The 19,687-nt window shown below is 60.9% G+C and carries 11 protein-coding genes; 4 read left to right on the forward strand and 7 right to left on the reverse strand.

The annotated features are described in order from the left end of the window. Positions 1-13 precede the first annotated feature (13 nt). The 3 genes from WJU23_RS00820 (at position 14) to WJU23_RS00830 (ending at position 8,539) form a co-directional block, all read left to right on the forward strand. Positions 14-1,264, forward strand: a complete 1,251-nt coding sequence (locus WJU23_RS00820; RefSeq protein ID WP_346330623.1) for a valine--pyruvate transaminase — start codon at positions 14-16, stop codon at positions 1,262-1,264. A gap of 86 nt (positions 1,265-1,350) precedes the next feature. Continuing rightward, positions 1,351-3,021, forward strand: coding sequence for a 4Fe-4S binding protein (locus WJU23_RS00825; protein ID WP_346330624.1), 1,671 nt, complete (start codon positions 1,351-1,353; stop codon positions 3,019-3,021). Between the two features lie 124 nt (positions 3,022-3,145). Further along, on the forward strand, positions 3,146-8,539 hold the full coding sequence (locus WJU23_RS00830; protein ID WP_346330625.1) for a S8 family serine peptidase: 5,394 nt from the start codon (positions 3,146-3,148) through the stop codon (positions 8,537-8,539). 17 nt (positions 8,540-8,556) lie between these two features. On the opposite strand, the gene WJU23_RS00835 is transcribed toward WJU23_RS00830, so the two are convergent. Next, a complete protein-coding gene (locus tag WJU23_RS00835) occupies positions 8,557-9,858 on the reverse strand; it encodes a PQQ-binding-like beta-propeller repeat protein (RefSeq protein ID WP_346330626.1) in 1,302 nt (433 codons plus the stop codon). An 84-nt stretch (positions 9,859-9,942) separates the two neighbouring features. On the opposite strand from WJU23_RS00835, the gene WJU23_RS00840 reads away from it, so the two are divergent. Next, positions 9,943-10,824, forward strand: coding sequence for a hypothetical protein (locus tag WJU23_RS00840; RefSeq protein WP_346330627.1), 882 nt, complete (start codon positions 9,943-9,945; stop codon positions 10,822-10,824). A 13-nt stretch (positions 10,825-10,837) separates the two neighbouring features. Here the strand turns inward: WJU23_RS00840 and WJU23_RS00845 are convergent, their stop codons facing one another. Genes WJU23_RS00845 through WJU23_RS00870 form a run of 6 tightly spaced genes read right to left on the reverse strand, consistent with a single transcriptional unit; the run spans position 10,838 to position 19,618 of the window. Next, positions 10,838-13,261 carry a hypothetical protein gene (locus tag WJU23_RS00845; RefSeq protein ID WP_346330628.1) on the reverse strand — a complete coding sequence of 808 codons (2,424 nt, stop codon included), beginning with the start codon at positions 13,259-13,261 and terminating at the stop codon, positions 10,838-10,840. A 28-nt stretch (positions 13,262-13,289) separates the two neighbouring features. Continuing rightward, positions 13,290-14,492 carry a glycosyltransferase family 4 protein gene (locus WJU23_RS00850; RefSeq protein ID WP_346330629.1) on the reverse strand — a complete coding sequence of 401 codons (1,203 nt, stop codon included), beginning with the start codon at positions 14,490-14,492 and terminating at the stop codon, positions 13,290-13,292. After that, positions 14,489-15,601, reverse strand: a complete 1,113-nt coding sequence (locus WJU23_RS00855; protein WP_346330630.1) for a GNAT family N-acetyltransferase — start codon at positions 15,599-15,601, stop codon at positions 14,489-14,491. The genes WJU23_RS00850 and WJU23_RS00855 overlap by 4 nt, the downstream gene beginning before the upstream one ends. Then, complete coding sequence (locus WJU23_RS00860) at positions 15,598-17,325, reverse strand: hypothetical protein (protein ID WP_346330631.1); 1,728 nt, start codon at positions 17,323-17,325, stop codon at positions 15,598-15,600. Before WJU23_RS00860 ends, WJU23_RS00855 begins: the two co-directional genes overlap by 4 nt. After that, complete coding sequence (locus WJU23_RS00865) at positions 17,322-18,617, reverse strand: glycosyltransferase (RefSeq protein WP_346330632.1); 1,296 nt, start codon at positions 18,615-18,617, stop codon at positions 17,322-17,324. Before WJU23_RS00865 ends, WJU23_RS00860 begins: the two co-directional genes overlap by 4 nt. Beyond that, the gene (locus WJU23_RS00870; RefSeq protein ID WP_346330633.1) at positions 18,614-19,618 is read right to left on the reverse strand and encodes a polysaccharide deacetylase family protein; all 1,005 of its coding nucleotides are present in this window, start codon (positions 19,616-19,618) and stop codon (positions 18,614-18,616) included. Before WJU23_RS00870 ends, WJU23_RS00865 begins: the two co-directional genes overlap by 4 nt. Between the last annotated feature and the right edge of the window lie 69 nt (positions 19,619-19,687).

Genomic DNA, 19,687 nt, shown 5'->3' on the forward strand with positions numbered 1-19,687 from the left:
ATTTGTCATTCCCATGTCCACCTTCTCCACCATCGGCCAGCGTCTCTCCGGTCCCTGCGGCATCCAGGAACTGATGGATGACCTGGGCGAAGCCCTCTCCGTCACCCCGGACATGCGCATGCTCGGCGGCGGTCAGCCCGCCGCCATCCCAGAGGTGCAGGTCCTGTGGCGGCAGCGCATGCAGGCCATGCTGGATGACGGCAGCCTGGACAAAACCCTGCTGAATTACGATCCCCCTGGTGGCAATCCGCAGTTCAGGGAGATCTTCGCCACTTTTCTGAAACGCGAGTGCGGCTGGGACGTCACCCGCGAAAACATCGCCGTCATGCCCAGCAGCCAGAGCGCGTTTTTCCTGCTCTTTAACCTCCTGGCAGGCGAGACACCGGAAGGGAAAAAGCGCATCCTTTTTCCCCTGCTGCCAGACTACATCGGTTATGCCAATCAGGCTCTCACCGAAGGCCAGTTCACCGCTGTCCGCCCCATCATCACCGACCAGGGACTTCATGAGTTCAAGTATCATGTGGATTTCGACCGAGTGAAAATCACGCCGGACATCGCCGCCATGTGCGTGTCCTGCCCCACCAATCCTACCGGTAATGTGCTCACCGAGGCGGAGTTTAACCAATTGCGTGACCTGGCCCGCCATCATGGCATCCCGCTGATGATAGACAATGCCTACGGCCATCCCTTCCCGGATGTCATCCACGGCAGCTTCCGCCCGCGCTGGGAGCCTGGCATGATCTTCAGCATCAGCCTGTCCAAAGTCGGCCTGCCCGGCGTGCGCACCTCCATCGTCGTCGCCGATGCGCCCATCGTGAAAGCTCTGTCCAACATGAACGCCATTGTCTCCCTGGCCAATGGCAATCTCGGCCAGGCCCTGCTGGCTCCGCTGCTTCAGGATGACACCCTGTTGCGCCTGGGCAGCGAGGTCATCCGCCCCTTTTACCAAGAGCGGTCCGATGTCGCCAAAGCCCTCCTCGGCAACCACCTGGGCACTCACGTCCCCTGGGCGCTGCATGCCCAGGAGGGGGCTTTTTTCCTCTGGCTCTGGCTCAAAGACCTGCCCATCCCCGCCGCAGAGCTCTACCGCCGACTCAAGGCAAGAAAGGTCCTCGTCATCCCTGGTCACTACTTCGCCTTCGGCCTGAAGGAAGACTGGAAGCACCCCCACGAGTGCCTCCGCCTCACCTACAGCCAGCCAGCCCACATCGTCCAGGAAGGCCTGGAAATCCTGGCAGATGAGGTCAAAAAACTTTGGAAGTAACACGACTCCCCACGTCCAGGAGCGCTTGAGTTGTCCCCCCGGCGTTTTATGAACAATAGCTGCCCAAACCCGACCTCCCTCCCCTCATGTCTTTACCGTTCCACCGCCACCTCCTCATCCGCCTGTTCCGGCTGGTGCTCCTGGTGGCGGCGGTCCTGGTGATCCGTGAGGCGGTACAGGAGCGGGCGGCTGAGGAAACCGCCGCCGCTTTGCAGCCGGAGCGTCTGCGGGACTTTTTTCCGGACATCCAGTCTCTCGGTCCCGCCCTGGCCACCAGCGGCTGGCGGCCTGTCTTGGGAACCGATGAAAAGCTGCTCGGTTACATCACCACCACCGCACCCGAATCTGACAAAATCATTGGTTATTCCGGCCCCACAAATTCCCTCCTTGTCTTCAGTCCTCAAGGCGTCCTCACCGGCATCCGAGTGTTGAAAAGCCATGATACCTCCGACCACCTGGCGGAGGTCATCGCCGACCGGAAGTTCTTTAACCAGTTTAAAGACCAAAAGCCGGGCGAGCCGCTGAAAGCCCCCCTTCACACCGTTTCAGGGGCCACCCTCACCAGCGCCGCCATCGCCCAGGGTATCTTGCAAAAGCTGGGCCAGTCCACCGGCACCTCCCTTCGGTTCCCGGATGAAATCACCCTGGCCGAAGTGCAGACGCTGCTCCCAGCAGCCGCTTCTTTAAAAACTGCCCCCCAATATCCCGGCGGTTTTGAAGTGCTGGACGCGGATCAAAAACGCATCGCCATCGCCGTCCGCACGTCCCCCGTCACGGATACCCTCATCGGCTACAAAGGCCCCACGGATACCCTCATGCTGCTGGATGCCAGCGGTCAGAATTTAAAAAAGATCGCCCTGCGGCGCAGTTACGATACCAAGCGCTACGTCGGTTACATCACAGGCGATCAGTACTTCCTCAATCTCTTCAATGACAGGTCCCTGGAAGACCTCGCCACTCTGGATTTTGAAGAGGCCCGGATTGAAGGGGTCTCCGGTGCGACCGAGACGAGCTGGTCCATGGCGGAAGGCCTGAAACGCCGCGCCGAAACCCTCCTGCAGCAGCAGCCCGCCGGCTGGTTGCGCAAAGTCACCTGGCGCTGGCAGGACTGGGGCCACCTGGCCATCTTGGCCTCCGCCTTCATCATGGCTTTCACCCGCCTGCGTGGCCGCGCCTGGCTGCGCCATACGCACCACGCCCTGCTCGTTTTATACGCCGGGTTCATCGCCGGGGAGCTGCTGTCCCAGGGCCTCCTGGCCGGCTGGGCCGCCCATGGCACGCCCTGGCGCAGCGCCCCCGGTTTGCTCCTGCTCGCCGCTGTCGCATTGTTAGGCCCCGTACTCACCAGCAAACAGCTCTATTGCCATCACATCTGCCCGCATGGGGCCTTGCAGCAGCTCCTGGCCCGCCGCCTGCGCTGGCAGTGGCGCGTCCCGGCCTGGCTGGACAAGTCACTTTCCCAGCTCCCCTTCCTGCTGCTCGCCTTCGTTTTCCTCACCGTCATACTGGGTCTGCGGGTGGACCTGAACGACCTGGAGCCTTTTGATGCTTACGTCTTCCGCGTCGCCGGTCTGGCCAGCATCATCATCGCCGTTACCGGGGTCATCGCCTCCCTCTTCACCCCCCTGGCCTACTGCAAATACGGCTGCCCCACCGGTGCTCTGTTTAAACTCATCCGCTTCACTGGCGATGCCGACCGCCTCGGCACCCGCGACTGGCTGGCTGCGGCCCTGATTGCAGCCAGCAGTTTGATTTGAAACGGGAAATGCCGCTGCATATCGGCACTTTACATCCCGGCCACCTTCAGGCTAGCATGTCGAACGCTTAAGTCTCGTTATGGTCTAACCTCCATTGCGCTAAGGCTGTCTCATTAATCCCCGCATGAAAGACTCCACCCAGCGCCTCCTGGCGGCGACGGTTCTGGTGCTATTGAGCATCGGCGCGTGGCAGATGTGGAGACCCCTGGCGGCTGAATCTGAGCCGGAGCAAAAGCAGCCTCTGCAAACCTTCTCCCCGCCGCCCAGGCTGGCCATACCGCCTCTCATGAAGGCTGAGAAGGGCCTGGTCACCCTGGAAACCCCACCGCAGAAACAAGACAAATACGCTGGCCGGGACATCATCGCCCAAAAGGAAACGGAAGAAGTGCTCCAAGGCGTCCGCCAGGTCAAACGGGTGCGGCTGGTGCGCGATCCCTCCTTCAAATACCCGATCATCCGAGTGGAGGACGAACTGGTCCGGGGCCCCGAAGGCGACCGCCTCATTCGCCAGATCGCCATGGTGGGCGACCATGTCCTGGTAAAGCCTGCCGACGCCTCCATCCGTGAAGAAGATCTGCTCTCCCTGCTCAAAGACACAGGGGCGACGGTCCGGAAAAAGATGCACGCCTCCGGCACCTGGCTGATCGCCTTTCCCCGGCCGGATCTGGACACTGTCCCGGAAATGGTGACCCGGCTCAGTGAGTTAAAAAAGATCCTGCGATACGCAGAACCCGACTTCATCATGAGCGCCAATGTGCTGCCCAATGATGCTTCTTTCAGCAATCTGTGGGGCATGCACAATACCGGGGCCAACAACGGCGTGGAAGATGCCGACATTGACGCCCCCGAGGCCTGGGACCTGACCACTGGCAGCCGCTCGGTCAGAGTGGCCGTGATTGATTCCGGCATTGACCACACCCACCCCGATCTGCAGGCCAACATGTGGACCAACCCTCATGAGATTCCCGGCAACGGCATCGATGATGACGGCAACGGTTTCATTGATGATGTCCGGGGCTGGAACTTCGTCAGCGACAATGCCAGCCCGCAGGATGACAACAGCCACGGCACCCACTGCGCCGGGACCATTGGCGCATTAGGCAACAACGGCAGCGGAGTCGCCGGAGTATGCTGGCAGGTTTCCCTGGTTGCCGTCAAGTTTCTCGATGCTTCCGGCAACGGGCCCAATTCGGATGCCGTGGAGGCCGTGTCTTATGCGACCTCCATCGGCGTCAACCTCACCTCCAATTCCTACAGCGGCAGCGCTTATTCCCAGGCCATGGTGGAAGCCATTGATGAAGCCCGGGATGCCGGAATTCTGTTCATCACCGTGGCCGGTAACAATGGATCGTATGTCGAATTTTACCCGGAGTATCCAGGCAACTATGCAAACACGAATCTGATTTCCGTCGCCGCCACCACCCGTGAGGATGGGCTGGCGGATTTTTCCAACTATGGGGATATCTCCACAGACCTTGCCGCACCTGGCCAGGATATCTACAGCACCATCCCAGGTGGCGGGTACGGCTATAAAAGCGGCACCTCCATGGCCTGCCCCCATGTTGCCGGAGCTTGCGCCCTGCTCATGGCACACCGGCCCGCGCTTACGCATCAAAACATTCGTGAGCTTATCCTCAAATCCGCCGATTCACTCCCTGCGCTCACAGGCAAGACCGTGACCGGCAGCCGGCTGAATCTGTTCAATGCCCTCATGGCCGCCGACGACATCCTCGTCACCCCTGGCACCGGTTTCATTGCCACAGGCCCCTTTGTAGGTCCCTTCAGCCCGGCCAGCAAGACATATCTGGTTTCCAACGACACCCAGACCAGCGCCACCTGGACCGCCTCTTCCGACCGTCCTTGGGTCACTGCATTCCCCTTATCAGGCAGTCTGTCTGCGGGGGAGAGCATGAACCTGACCCTCACCCTCAACGAGCAGGCGGAAATCCTCCCTGCAGGCACTCACATCGCCAAGCTGACCGTGACCAATCCGGCAACCGGACGTTCCCAGATCCGCAACATCGCCCTGCAGGTGAATTCCATGCCCATCTATGTCTTTGATCTGGAAACAGACCCCGGCTGGCCGCGCGATGGCGAATGGGACTATGGCACTCCCCAGGGTGGCGGCGGCAACTCCTATGGCCGGGCAGATCCCAAAACTGCGGCCAGCGGCTCCAACGTTTTCGGGATCAATCTGGCGGGGGATTATTCCACGCAGGTCGGCCAGCCCCAACATCTCACCGCCGGTCCTTTTGACTTCACCGGGCATCGCAATGTCCTGTTGCGCTTCCACCGCTGGTTAAACTCCGACTACCCAAGCTGGGTCTGGGCAACCGTGGAAGTATCCAACAATGGAAACGACTGGCATCAGGTCTGGAACAACCACGGCGCACCCAGTGGCGAATCTGCTTGGACCCAGGTGGGATATGACATCTCCGCCTATGCCGACGGCCAGCCGGAGGTTTACATCCGCTGGGGGCATCACGTCGCCAGTTCCGGTGCCTACCCTTATTCGGGCTGGAACATTGATGACATCCAGCTTCTCGGCTCCCCGCTGGAGCAGATGACTCTGGAATTGCCGGAATCCCTGACGGAAGGCGGCAGTCCGGCCCAGGCACGTGTCACCATTTCCCCCGCACCCACGGAAAACCTCACCATCGCCCTGAGCTCCAACCGGCCCGGCGAGGAGCTCACCCTGCCTGCCAGCGTGATCATCGCCACCGGGCAGGAGGAGGCCACCTTTGACCTCACCCCGCTCCAGGATGCCCTGGCGGACGGCAGCCAGACCGTCACCATCACGGCCACCGCACCGGGCTACCCACCTGCTTCCAAAAACATTCAAGTGCATGATGATGAGCAGGCCCAGCTCACCCTCCATCTGCCGGCCAGCCTCCAGGAAGGCAGCGGTGAAATATTCAACCAGGCCTCCATCAGCCTCCCTGCCCCGGCCGCTGCGGACATCCTCATCAGCCTCCTTTCCAGCGATGTCACCGAGCTTCTCGTCCCTGCCAGCATCACCCTGCCTCAGGGGCAGCAAAGTGTGTCCCTGCCGCTCACTGTCCCGGATGATGTCATCATTGACGGTCAGCAAACGGTCACTGTCACCGCCACCGTCACCAACTGGCCTGTCGCACAGGCCAGCCTCACGATTGCAGATAATGAACCTCTTCACCTGACGGTCACCCTCCCTGACAAGCGCCTGGAGAGCGCGGGCTTGCTGCCTGAGGCAGGAACCGTCAGCACCTCCGGCATCCTCGCGGCTCCGCTCACGGTCAGTCTCCTGAGCAGTGATTCTTCCGAGCTGACCGTAGCCGCCAGCCTCGTGATTCCCGCTGGCAGTTCCACTGCCGGCTTTGATCTCCAGTTGGTGGATGATGATGTCAGTGATGGAGACCAAACCATCCAGGTGACGGTCAGCAGCCCCGGTTTCACCGAAGGTGCGGCCCTCATCGTGGTCGCAGACGATGAAGCACCCGCCCTGCCTGTCCTGCCCGTCCCGGCCAATGGTCAAAATCCAGTCCATCCAGGCAGCAGTCTGTCCTGGCAGTATGATCCCCACAGCGGCGGCATTCCGGAAAGTTACGAGATCTATTTCGGCACTGCACCAAGCCCCCAAGAACTTCTCGGCGTATCCGATGAGCCTCTCTGGGCCCTGCCCCTGCCAGGTCTTTCTTCGGCCACTACCTATTACTGGCGCGTCGTCGCCCGCCGTGGCAGCGCCAGCCGGCCTGGCCCGGTCTGGTCCTTCACCACGCCAGAGGTCGGTGCGCTGCATCATTTCATGTGGGATTCCACCCCTCCTGCGGTGGCCCTGGGCGTCCCCTTCCCTGTGCGTGTGACCGCCGTGGACGAGCATGACTTTGCCCTGGAGCGCTATGATTTGCGCACCCCGCTGAGCGCCCAGCTTTCCCAGCCGGAAACCGTCACCGGCACAGGCAGCTATCCCTGGCAGTATCCCCTGGCCACCAACTACCACGACGCCCGCAGCCAGAGCATCTATACCCCGGCAGAAATCGGCCCCGCAGGCCGGCTGACGGCCCTGGCCATTGAAGTGTCCAAACCCCCCGGACAGTCCCTCTCAGGCTTCACCGTGCGACTCCGCCACACCAGCAAGACCGACTATCTCAGCGGCGGTCTCACCTGGGAATCGGAGGATTGGACCACGGTTTATGCCGCTGACCAGACCCTCTCCGCCTACGGCTGGACATGGTTTGTTTTCACCACCCCGTTTGACTACGACGGCAGCAGCAACCTCATGGTGGACTTCAGTTACAACAACTCCAGCTTCAGCACCAACGGTGCCACCCGCACCACCATCATCAGCAACTACCGCACCCTCGCCTTCCGCAGTGACAGCACCTATGGAGATCCGCTCACCTGGTCCGGCGGCTACCCGGATGCCCTGGCCTACAACGGGCTGCCCAACCTCCGCCTGCAACGTGCTGACATCGCAGTACCTCTTACTCCGGAAATCAGCGGCACCTATGCCCATGCAAGCTGGACAGGACAGATCACCCTTCATGGCACGGGCGATGGCATCCGGCTGAAAGCTCATGATCCGGTCACACCTTCCATCCACGGCCTTTCCGCCCCGCTCAAGGTCGTGGAAGTGGAAGACTTCATCCTGGATCCGGAGCCTCCCTTCACAGGCGGCAGCACCAACCAGATCACCGGCCAGCCGCTTGGAGACGGCTATACCTATGAGATCCAGCGCGCCACTCAGGGGGACTTCAGTGATGCGGCTTCCAGCGGTTTCGTCGCATCACCGGCCCACCTTTTCACGAACCTCACGGACGGCCAGCTTTATCACTACCGGGGTCGCGCCCGCACCGGAGGTGCCCGGGGAAACTGGTCCGCCGTGGAGCGCTCCACGCAGGATGCCACTCCGCCAGCCATCACCTTTACCCAGGCCACGGGCAACCTCACCGCCCTCGCCTCAGTGGATCTCGCGGGGACGGGCACAGACCAGGTCAGCGGCATCAGCAGCATCCGGGTCAATGACATCATCAGCATTGCCGAAGATTCCTTTGCCGCCTGGAGCACTTCCGCCCTGCCGCTGATGGAAGGCATCAACACCTTCACGGTTACGGCCACCGACAAAGCGATTCCGCCCAATGTCAGCCAGGCCACCTGGGTCATCACCCGCATCTCCCAGCCTGAAGCGGACGGAGACCACAACGGCATGTCCTCCCTCCTGGAATACGCCTTTCACACGAATGGCAGTGCCCTGGGTGAAAAGTGGCCCTTCATCAGCGCAGAGAAACATCCCACCACGGATGCCACCCACCTCATCCTCAGCTACCACCGCCTGATCCACAACCCCGCCGGCCTAACCTACTCTGTCGAAACGAGCCCCGACATGGATGACTGGCAGCCTTTGGATGCACCGCCGGAAGTCCTGTCCGCCACTCCCGCTGCAGACGGCATGACGGAGCTTGTGAAGGTGCGCATCCATCCTGCCATCCACCTCCATCCCCGCCGCTTCGCTCGTGTGCGCGTGATCAATCCGGCGGAGTGAAAAAACCTAGTCAGCGCTTACTTTCCGCCAATCTTGTAAAGAGCCTTGTCCGTGCGCAGATAGAGCACGCCATCCACCGCCACCGGGCTGGCCATCAGCCCGCCGTCGAGACTGTTCTGCGCCAGAATTTTGAATTCCTTCGCCGCCGGGACCACGGTCACCACGCCTTCACGGCTGGAGAAATACAGTTTCCCGTCCGCAAGGATGGGGGACGCGCTGAACTTTCCACCTAACCGCTCGCGATACAAAGCCTCACCGGTCTGACAGTCCACACAGCTCACGATACCGCCATCATCCACATAAAACAGCAGCCCGTTGGCCAATACGGGCGAGCACATCTTGGGTGCGTTTTTGTTATTCCGCCAGGCCACCTCCGGCACTTCCAGACCTGCATACTTCAGCGCCATCACCTGGGACTTACCGAAGCAGGTGCTGAAATAAATCTGGCTTTCATCCGCCACCGGCCTCACTGACATGGAAAAGCCCAGCTCGCCATACGGCACTTTCCACAGCTCTTTGCCCGTCGCCGCTTCATAACCATAAATCCAGTCCGCCGCCGGGCTCACCACCACCGGCTTCCCGTTCATTTCCAGCACCAGCGGTGTTCCATAGGCTTTGCGCTGCTGCGGATTCTCCCGCATCTCTCCTGTCCGCGCGGTTTTCCAAACGAGCTTGCCATTCTCTTTATCAAAGGCCGCGATGAACTGCTGGTCGCTGCCGTCGAAATGAATGACCAGCAGCTTTTCCCAAACCACCGGCGTGGAGCCCGGACCGTTCTCATGCATGATCTGCAGTTCCTGGTTCTTCCACAGCACCTCATGGGTCACCGTATCCAGACAGGCCGTGCCAAAGCTGCCGAAATGCGCATAGAGGCGGCCTTCTTCAATGATCGGGCTTGGCGAGGCATAACTGTTGAGCTGATGCACCCACTGCGGCTCCTTCACATTCAGCAGCTCCACTTCCTGCAAAATCTTGCCGCTGGCCCGGTCCACACACACCGCCCGCAGGCTCACGGATTCCAGCACCGTCACCGGCTGGTCACCCGTGTTGTTTTTCAGCCGCTTCTCAGCCTCCTCCGCACTCGCTGCTTTTTCAATCGCCGTGGTCAGCCATATTTGCTCGCCCCAGATCACCGGGGTGGAATGGCCACGTCCGGGCAGTTCCGTTTTCCAGGCCACCCCGCTCGTTTCGCTCCAGGTTTCCGGCAGGGATTTTGCCGCACTGATCCCCTGCCCACCCACCCCGCGCCATTCGGGCCAGTTTTCAGCAGCAGCAAAAGAAACCGTGAAGAAGAAGAGAAGGAGGGGAAGTCGCATCATGATCAGCCCCTAACAACGCACGTTCTTCTGCGCAACTGTCTTCCAGACTGGACAGAATCTTCACCCCTGCCCTAGGCTGGCCCTATGTTTGGGAAAAGTACGCTTCTTGCCGCCCTCGCCGCCTCCGTTCTGACGCTGCCAGCCCAGGATATCACTGAATACGTGGACATCCGCCCCGGCACCCTCCCCATCCTGCTGACCGTGCCGCATGGCGGAGACCTGAAACCGGAGAGCATCCTGGCCCGCCGCTACGGAGTGACCACCAAGGATGCCAACACGGCAGAACTCAGCCTCATGATCATTGAGGAAATGCAGCAGCAGTTTGGCGGTGCTCCCCATGCCATCATCTGCCGCCTTCACCGGTCCAAGGTGGATTGCAACCGCGAGCTGGCCGAGGCCACCCAGGGAGACCCCATTGCCACAGCGGCATGGCAGAGATTCCATGGAGCCGCCACCGAGATCCGAAAGCAGATCACCCAAAGATTTGGCAGCGGCCTGACCCTCGATCTTCACGGCCACCGCCATGTAGATCCCCGTGTGGAACTCGGCTACCTCATCCCCGGCACCCAGCTCAATAACAGTGATGCAGCCCTGAACACCGATGGGAGATTCAAGTCCATGTCCAGCATCCATGAGCTGGCGCGGCGTTCCCCCCTGAACTTTGCCGAGCTGCTTCGCGGTCCCCAAAGTCTCGGCGCACTGCTGGAAGCCCGCGACTATCATTCCATTCCCAGCCCATCCAAACCCTCTCCAGGCACCGCCATTTACTTCAGCGGCTCTTACACCATCCTCGCCCATGGTTCACGGGACAGCGGCAGCATCAGCGCCATCCAGATCGAATGCCCGTGGGAGGGAGTGCGCGATACGGAGGCCAACCAGCGGAGCTTTGCCAAAGCTTTCACCGCAGCCGTCGGTGAATACTTCGGGCTTCACTTCCAGTATCCCCTTGGACCGGTGAAAAAATAAGCCGCCGCCGGCTTCAAGATGCACCGTGTACGATCATGCCCCGAAAGGCGCTGCTGCTCATCATCGGCTGCAGGAGATTCATGGCTGCCCGCAGTTTGGCCGGATTGGAGACACTGGGATTGTTCACGATCAGAACATCCGTGGCCAGCGGTGCCAGGGGAGCCACATCGGCAAAGTTTTTCAGAATCGGGCCGCCATCCAGGATGATCCAGTCCACCTGCTGCCGCGCCCGGTCAATCCAGGACCGGTAGCCGTCCAGGAGTTCATTCGTTGCATAGGCGGGCAGATCGTGCGCCGGCAGCAAAAACAGGTTGGTCTTTCCATAGCGCAATGATTCCAGATCATGCGCCCAGGAGCTGTGATGCGAGGCATGCGGGAACCACTGGTGCAGGGTTGGAGACACCGCATTGCACTCCATCATGAAAACACTGCGGCCCTGATGACAAAAGGCCGCCGCCAGCGCCGCAGCGGAGAGCGTCTTGCCCTCACCAGCCTCGGCACTCGTCAGGAGAATGATGCCGCCCATGCCGCTGCGCTTCAGCGCCTGCATTTCAAGCGTGGTCGTCAGTTGGGAAAGCGCTCCCGCCGCGCCATGCGGCTCCGGTTGTAAAAGCTGTCCCAGCATCGTTTCCGGATTGCCATGGCCAATCAATGGCAGCCGTGCCACCACGGGTGCCTGGTTGGGCGCCTGCATCACCAGCGGTGATGGCTCGGGAGCGGCTGCGGCGGCGCCAAACAAAGATGTCCTGACCTGAGCCTGTGCCTGGGGCAGGGTGGAAGGCTGGATAGAGGGCAAGTTGACTGGAGCCGGGCCGAGCGGTCGTGTGTGCCCGGTGGGAATGTGCGGCACCTCTTTGACCGACGGAATGTTGGCTGAGGGTGAACCGTTCTGCCGGATTAATTTCAGGACATGATCGTCAAACAATCCCCAGCCCACCGGCAGGCCCAGAAAAAAGCACACGAAAATGATCAGGCTGGCGACGGCGGCAACAGGCTTGTTAGGTTTCACCGGCTTGTCGGGAGTGCTCGCAATATCTGAAAGGCTCAGGGCCCCGCTGTCTTTGAAATTACCGGTCACTTCCGCCTGGTTCAGGCGCTTGACGATGGTCTGGTACATCTCCCGGTCAGCCGCCACCTGGTCGCTCAACATTTTTTGCTGCACATTTTTACCGCTCTGGTCCAGCACGTCGCCCCGGGAAGCCTGGAGCTGTTTTTGAAAATCGGCGATCTGTCTTTCCTGGTTGGCCACTTCCGCCTCTGCCATCGTCACGACCGCCATCGCCGCCTGGTCCAAAGCTCTCCGCGAGGATTCGATGCGCCCGGCCAGCGCGATCATTTGCGGGTGCCTGCGCCCGCACAGCGGCTCCAGCGCTTTGCGCTCCGCCATGGCCGCATCCATTTCCTTGCGGTTAAAGGCCACATCCGGATTGTCCGCCACCAGCCGTACCTCCAGCAGGTCACGCCCCGCCTGCTGGGTGGCACGGATGCTCTGCACATCACTCTTGGCCTTGGCCAGGGCGATCTCGGCATTCGTGATCGCGGTCATGAGCTGGCGCACCTTGTCACCGCCTACATCCTGCGCGGCATCCGCCTGCATCAGGTTTTCGCTCTTGCTGTAGGCGGCCAGTTCCCGCTCGCTGACCTCCAGGCGTTTTCTCAGTTCATCCGCTTTGGTTTGCAGATAGTCGCGCTCGCTCTGCGTCTGCCCGCTCTCCTGCTCGCCAAAGAAACGGATGTATTCCTGGGCGAAGCCGTTGGCGATGTCCGCCGCCATCTTCGGGTCCCGGTTGCGCACCAGGATCCGTAGAATGTGGGATTCCTTCTGCGGCTCCACCCGCACCCATTCGTCTATGCTCTCCGCGAAGACATCCATCGGGGGAGCTGGTTTGGACGGCTCATACATGCCCACCATCTTCAGCAACTGGTCCTTCCGTCCCAGGGTACTCAGTTCATCCGCAATGAAGACATCCCGCTGCACCGGATCAAAGTGGTCATAAAAATAGTCCACAAAGCGGCGGGATTTCAGCTCCGTGAGATGGTTATTGATGAGCTGCGGAGCGCTCAGCTCCGTCACTCCCTGGCGGCCCATCTCATTGAAGTTAAAGACATTCGTGTCCTGGAGCCGCAGCCGCAGCTTGGCCTCCGATTCATACACATTGGCACCCATGCCCAGCAGATAAAAAACCGCGGCGGCGGCAGGCAGCGCCAGCAGGAACCCCAGCAGACCAAACCTCTTCAAATACCCGATCAGGTCTGCCACGCTGATCACTGACTCACTAAAGTGCGGTCTCGGCGTGGAGAGGTAGGGATTGGTATCCACCTGCGGCAGTGAGAGCGGAGCCCCCACTTGCGAAGGCGCCAGCGGCACCAGCCCATGCTGCCCCGCGCCCCCGCCTGGCTGGGCGCGGTGAGGATCAAAGGTGAGCTGGTAGGACATGATTATCGGCAAATAATTATAAGTACCATCATGCACCTGCCCCCTGGGAGCAAGCAGCAGACTCAAAAGAATGGTCCGTTTTACCCCCTTTCTGCGCGATTCCCATCGCCCGCAGGATGATGCCATTGACGATCTTCACATCAAAGACCTCTTCCGCCAGCCTCCGGCTAGCCAGGCCCATCACGGCAATCTGCGCCGGATTCTCCAGGAAAAACTCCATCGCCCGTGCCACGGCGTCAGCATCGCGCGTCGGCACCAGGAAACCGTTTTTTCCCTCCGGCACACATTCCCGCGCCCCCACCGAATCCGTCGTGATCATCGCCCTTCCGGTCGAAAGCGCCTCCAGGGAGGCATGCGGCACCCCTTCCCGGTACCACGTCGGCAGGCAGAAGACATGCATCCCTTTCAGCAGCGCCGGAACATCCCGCACCATGCCGTGATGAATCAAAATGCCTTCCTTCACCCAGGCCTCCACTTCCGCCTCAGGCACCCGGTTGGGATTCGGATCAAACGGCCCCACCAGATGAAATTCCGCCAGCGGATACCGTGCTTTGATTTTCCTCGCCGCCTCCGCAAAGACACAGACGCCTTTGCTGATCAGCAGACGGCTGACCAGCACGAAGCGGATGCGCCCCGCCGCGATGTCAGCATCCCCTTCCAGCGGCACATGCGGATATTCCTCCAGGTTCACCCCGGAGCCTGCCGTCACATGCACCGGCACCCCCTTGGGCAGCATTCGCAGTTCCGTAAAAAGCTGCACATCATCCCGGTTCTGCATGAAAATGACATCCGCCCTTTGGAGGGCAAAGCGGTGCAGTGCCTTGGATGCCCACTGTACAAGTGACTGCTTCAATGTCTCCGGCTTCACAAAGGTAAAGCCCAGCCCCGGCAGCAGCGCATACACCTTGGGGACACCCGCCAGCCGGGCCACCACACAGCCATAGACCACCGACTTGATTGTGTAGGCAAACAACGCATCCGGCTTTTCTCTTTTGAACAGACGGAACATGTCCAGCCAGGTGATCCAGTCCTTGGCCAGGTTCACCTGGCTGCGCACCATCCGGATGGCCTCGTGCCGCACGCCTGCCGCTGCCAGGTATTCCCGCACATGCGGATAATCCTCCGCTGCGGAGGTGACGACCTCGCACCCGCTCGCGGCCATGTCGCGAATCAGATCTCCGCGATGATAGACCAGCGTATTGGCATCTGCAGTGAGGACGACGACTTTCATTCAATAGAAGATGGGTTCGGGCTGCGCAGCAGCAGGCGTTTCAGATGGCGTACCGAGCGGAAAGCCGAGGCCCGCATGCTCTCAGACCGGTAGCCTTCCAGGTCCATCACATAGCGGACCGAGGGTGCCCAGTCGGATTTATACCGGTAGGTGCCCGGCAGCATGTCAAATATCCGCATGCCCCGTGCCAGACAGCCTTCAAGTGCCCAGCGCAGGCTCAGATGACCCATCGAAAAGCGCGAATAACCGGCATCCCAGCCCATCTGGTAAAAGAAAAATTCATCTCTTTCCACGAAGCCGTAAATGCCTCCCACCATCTGCCGGTCTAACGAAATATAGGGCAAAAGCGCCCGGCCGCTGGCCAGCCATTTCACCCCCAGCCGGCGGTGGAACCTCCAGCTTCGCGGCGTGATGAATGTGCTCACCCCCTCTGGGAAATGCTGTCGGTGCAGAGCGGCAAATTCATCCAGGCGGGAGGCCGCCTCCTCTGCCGTTACCAGGGATTCAATCACCTGGTGATCGGCCCGCAGCATCTCCCCGGCACGCTGGAGCTTCCGCCGCTGCCTGCCTGGCAGACGCCGCTCAAAATCTGCCCAACCGCCCGCCAGCTGGATGATGGTGCAACTCGTACGGATGACGACGCCCGATTCCACCGCGCAGGCCTTCAGTGCGGCTGACACATGCGCATGGTTAGGCGATTCCTCCGGCAGCTTGTTCAGCCACACCGTCTCCCACTCCTCACGCAGCAAGGCAAAGGCTTCACATAATTGAGGAGTCATTTCATCCTCGTTTCCGGCAGGCACCAGAAAGTCCATTCGCTCCCCTCGGGCCTCCCCCAGACCACCCAGGAAACCCAGATGCCGCAGGTGTTTGCGCATGCCGGTTTTTTCCCGGCCGATCATGAGCGGAGCGATTGCCACCGGCAACGCGGCGTCATTCCGCAAGACCGCAATCGTCAGTTCAAAGTCCGCTCCAAACTCCTCCCACCACAGCCGCACCCAGTCCCAGCGCATGAATGGCGTACAGGTGGCGCTGCAATCCAGCAGGGCGTCCCACACCGGTTCCAGTGCGGCGAAGCCCGCTTCATCTCTGACGATGTCCAGCCTCATTGGGCTCCTCCTTTGGCCACGATCAGCGCCGCCAGCTTGCTCCTCGCCTCATAGAGCTTGGCCATGTCATCTTCCCAGTCGCCAAAACCGCGCGCAAACGTCGCCGCCAGTTCCATGGCCTCCTTTTCCAGGCCCATGTCCTTGGCCAGCATCAGGTAATCATAATCCTCGGCCATTTCCCGCAGCCACTTCAGCCGGATGCTGGCCACCGGCATGTGCGCGCCGTGGCGTTCTTGCGTGGCCGGATAGATGTAGCTGCCATCCCCGTTATAGATGCCGCCGCCGGGGTGATGAAACGAACCTGCATCCTCCCAGACATCCACACCGGGACTGGCGAACAGCGTGTCCCAATAGGTCAGACCGGTGATCCCATGCCGGGGCATCACCCAGGCCAGCACGCGATGGTTCATGGCCGGGTAGTCCAGGCACCACACGGGCGGATTCCCCTCCTTCAGCGTTTCCGGACTTCCCTTCGCAGCCATCCACTCATCCGGCATCTGCACCAGCGCTGCATAGCACCAGACTTCATCCCCAACCGCCAGCCGGCGCGCGATGTCACGCTTGCCATCAGGAGATTCCATGTCTTTCCAAACATCTGAAAAATGCGGCACCCAAATGTCCACATTTCCATCCAGCCGTCCCCACCACCAGTCGTCAGGTGTCGGCTGCTCCGTGATCAGCAGGGGGATGCGCACCTTGTGCACGGCCTCCGCTTCATTGAAAAAGTCTCCCCATCGCCGCACCCTGGCGTAGGCCTCGTTGTCATTCGGTTCATCCAGCGAGCCCATGATCACATATCCGCGGGATTCCATGCGCAGCTTTTGCATGATCTTCATCCAGTCCGCCACATAGCGCAGCGCCGCCTGCCGGTCCTTTCCCAAAGGATCCTGAAAAGGCCACTGAGGCCAGATGGGCAGGGCCAGGGTGCTCACATGCCGGTGCAGCAGGTGCTTGCGCATGGCAGCCTCCACCTTGCTTTCATCCAGCTTTCCAGTATCCGGCTCCGGATAGGTGGAATACATCTGGTCAATGCTCATCCGGTGCCTGGCCAGCAGGTCCGCATATTCATCCAGAAGCAGCCTCAGCTCCGGCTCCGGCGGCACCTGGTCACGGTCAAATCCGTGCACTTCCGCAATCCGCCGCCAGCCGGTCATGATGGACGTCCTCAGCCTGGGCACCACCGGCATGTCAAAGTCCAGCACCGTCACGATAAACTGCCGGGTCGCCAGGAAAACACGCCCGGGCCCCAGCACACGGACCTCCCCTTTATAGACACCGGGCTTGGTTCCATAAGGAACAAAGACATCCACCCAGTAGGGCTGGTTGATGGACTCTTCCTTGGGCAGCTCCGGCCACGGAAAGTCCGACGGCACCAGGGCATCTGCATACTCCCCGGCAGGCAGAGGAGCCTTCAAGGTGGATTTTGTCACTTTGACATAATGCTCCCGCAGTACCGAGGGTGCCGGGATGCGACCCTTGTCAGGTCCTGTCAGGCCGGTCGCCTCCACCGTGGCCTCTTTCACTTCCTCCGGCGTGCCGGACACGACGATTTGCATCGCCTCCCATTCCCCACGCGCGGCTTGCAGTGACATCATCTGCGTCATGGGCTGCGCCCCCAGCCTGGGCACGCGCGTCATGGCATCCGCCAGGGAGACCTCCAGTTCTGCCTGCACCGCCGGGGCCGCAGCCATCAGCAGCAGCAGAATAAGGCGGCCTCTCCTCATGCCTCCAGCACCTCCTTGTAAACCTGCTCATATGCCCGTGCGGCCACACCGATGTCAAACCGCTGCACCGCCTGGGCGCGCAGAGCCTTTGCATTTACGGGCCGGTCCAGCATCTCCTCCCAGGCTTTTTCCAAAGCCTCCGCATCCCGCACCGGAACCACCTGGCCTACGCCCTCCAGCAGGCGGGCGCAGTCTCCCACATCTGTTGTCACGCAAGGCACCCCGCAGGAAAGCGCCTCCATTACGGTCATCGGGCAGGCCTCCGTCCGTGAGGACAGGGAAAAAACATCCATGGCCGGATAGGCCCGCTCCGGGTCCGCACGGAAAGGCGTGAAGTGCACCTGGCTGCGATGCGGCATCACTGAAAGAGCGGCGCGTGCGCAGTCATCCAGATCCCACTCCTCCACCCCGCATAACCAAAAGTGCGTTTCCGGCTTGCGGGCCTGCAACAGCGCCGCCGCACGCAGCCAGGTGGAAAGGTTTTTCATCTCATGAAAACGCCCGATGTAGCCCACCAGCTTCGCTCCTTCCGGCACCCGCAGCTCCTTCCTCACCGCCTTGCGGGCGGCGGCATCCGGCACAAAGCGGGAGGTGTCAATGCCGTTGGGCACCCAGGTCATCGCATCCTGCGGATAGCCCATGGGCAGATGGTCCTTCATCGCTGCGGCGGAGCAGGAGACAATGCGGGTAGGCACCACCCGCGAGCTGCCGCCGACCATCCAGCGGAACAGCGCCATTTTTAAATCGCTGTCCCCAGGGCTCCGGTGCACCTCCCGGCAGTGGATGCCCCACACCACGTTCTTCACTCCCGCCAGCCGTGCACACCAGCCGCCCACAAAGTCCGCATAGTGCATCCAGGTCTGCATCACGTCCGGCTTGATCTCCCGCAGCAGTTTCATGAGCCGGACCACGGTGCGCGGCCGCAGAAAAGCCGTCGCCTCCAGGTCATGCACCACCGCCCCGGCAGCCTCCAGCCTGGACACCGCCTCAGGCCAGGCCCTGCCGTCCAGCACGATCACCACCGTCTTCCACTGGCGGCCGTCCATCGCGCTGACCAGGTTTCCCAGCATCGCCTCGGCACCTCCGCCGCCGGGCGTGGCGATGAAATGCACCACCGTTTTTCTTTTCTTGAGGTCAAACTCCCCCGCACGTCCGGGCCAGAATTTTTTACCCAGTGCCGTCGCCATCTGGCTGGCGGTGTGAAGTCCTTGACCGGCCCCATGCAGGCTGGCTTCCGTCCAGGTGGACAGTCTGGCCAGCCAGGCATATTTATTTTTCAGGATCGCATTCATGCAGCAGCTCCTCTCCATTTTTTGATCAGTTCAAAAGCTCCGGAAACCGTGGCTTCCGCCTCCCAGACAGATGACGGGGATCCATACCTCGGCATCGCCAGCGGCGGCTGAGCCGCAGAGGCCCGTCCGCTCATCATCGTCCAGGCAGATTCAAACCCTGCCTCAGCCAGCAGGCGCAGGGTTTCCTCCGTAAAATCATCCGCCCCCCCGTTGGGAAAGGCAAAGAGCTTAGGCTCTGTGCCCAGCTCCACCCTCATCCGCTCACGGCAGGTCATGATCTCCCGGCGCTGCTTTTCCACCGTGCAGCGGGCCAGGATGGGGTGCGTGTGAGTATGCCCGCCGAAGTCCACCAGGCCACTTTCCTGCATTTCGCGCGCCTGCCCCCAGCTCATCGGCCGCATCACCGGCGGCAGCTCTTCGGCCAGCGGCATTCCTGGCACTTTTTCCAGCAGCCGCCGCAGAGCTGCCCGCATTTCCTCATCCGGCAGTGTTTTAAAGTGGGCCAGTGTTTCGGAAAGCGAGGCCCCGGAGTCCAGAGCGGCCCCTTTTCCCATGGCCAGATCCACCTGCTGAAACCACAGCGGAACATCTCTGTCCAGAAAGCCCGTGGTCAGAAAAATCGTCGCCGGAAGCCCGAATTCCTTCAATACAGGCAGCCCAAGTTCATGATTGGAAGCATACCCGTCATCAAAGGTGATCGCCACGGCCCCAGCCGGAAGCTTTTCTCCACGGGCGAGCCATTCCGCCATTTCCTGCAGTTTCATGACCTCATACTTCCCAGCCAGGTGCTCACAAAGGCTGCGGAAGGTGCTCACCGGCAAATGCAGCGCTTCATCCCCTACCCCAGCTTCCACAGCATCTGCCCGCAGCCCATGAAAGGCCAGCACCGCCCCCTCTCCCGCCAGTTGTGATCTGCCCAGCCCAGCGACGCCACTGAGCACCAACGCCGCTGATTTAGCGGCCCGGCCTGCTCGGCTCAGAGTGGAGGGCAGAAAGGACATTATTTTCCAAAATTACCATAAAATTATCAAATTTTAGCTAATAATCAACAAATTCTCATTATTTTCCTT

The sequence above is a fragment of the Prosthecobacter sp. SYSU 5D2 genome, assembly GCF_039655865.1.
In the GTDB taxonomy this organism is placed as follows: Bacteria; Verrucomicrobiota; Verrucomicrobiia; order Verrucomicrobiales; family Verrucomicrobiaceae; genus Prosthecobacter.